The sequence below is a fragment of the Burkholderia seminalis DSM 23518 genome, assembly GCF_902832885.1.
In the GTDB taxonomy this organism is placed as follows: domain Bacteria; phylum Pseudomonadota; class Gammaproteobacteria; order Burkholderiales; family Burkholderiaceae; genus Burkholderia; species Burkholderia seminalis.
In genome coordinates, this window is sequence record NZ_CADFDK010000041.1 from 1 (window position 1) to 842 (window position 842).

The following is an 842-nucleotide window of genomic DNA, read 5'->3' on the forward strand; positions in this document are numbered from 1 at the left end:
CTGCGAGAGGTTTTCGTGAACCGTCAACGCGAGCGCGACGCTACCCGGGTCCAGCACGTCGCTGCGCAATTCGATCAGACGCATGCAGGTTCCCTCATCAGTTTTTCACCTGCATGCCGAGTTGCTTCAGGTCCACACCGGTGTCCGAGTAACTGGCGCCCGTGTACGAATAGCTGAAGCCCGTGGTCGATACATCGCTACCCGTTGTCGAAACACTCGAACCCGTCATGCTCACCGAGCTGCCCGTCGTCGACATGCTTGCCCCCGTCACGCTCGTCGAAGTGCCCGTCGTCGAGATCGATACGCCCGTGATGCTGGTCGACGTTCCTGTATTCGAGATTGACGTGCCTGTGATACTGGTCGCCGTGCCAGTCACCGACGTGCTCGTGCCGGTCATGCCCGTCGATGTGCCGGTGTATGACAGCGAGACGCCTGTCATGCTCTGCGACTGCCCCGTCGCGGACGTACTGACATCCGTCAGCGACGACGAGATACCCGTCATGCTGTTCGAGACGCCGGTCACCGAATTGCTCGTTCCTGTCACGCTGGTCGACATCCCTTTGAACGACGTGGATACCCCCATGAAGCTGGTACCCACACCAGTGAACGACGTGCTGATTCCGGTGAAACCCGTCGAGACGCCCGTAAACGACGTCGAGACGCCGGTAAAACCCGTACTGACACCGGTAAACGACGTGCTGAGTCCGGTGAATGATGACGACACCCCGGTGAAGCCCACCGACAAGCCCGTGTACGACACCGAGATGCCCGTGTAGCTGACCGAGATCCCGGTCACCGATGTCGACGTGCCTTTGACGGAAACATTCTTGTCCTGGCCAACC

At 59.9% G+C, this 842-nt stretch carries 1 pseudogene; it reads right to left on the bottom strand.

The window, feature by feature from the left end:
- Nucleotides 1–97 precede the first annotated feature (97 nt).
- Nucleotides 98–842: pseudogene (locus HWX00_RS36535) on the bottom strand (type VI secretion system tip protein VgrG); the annotation flags it as partial.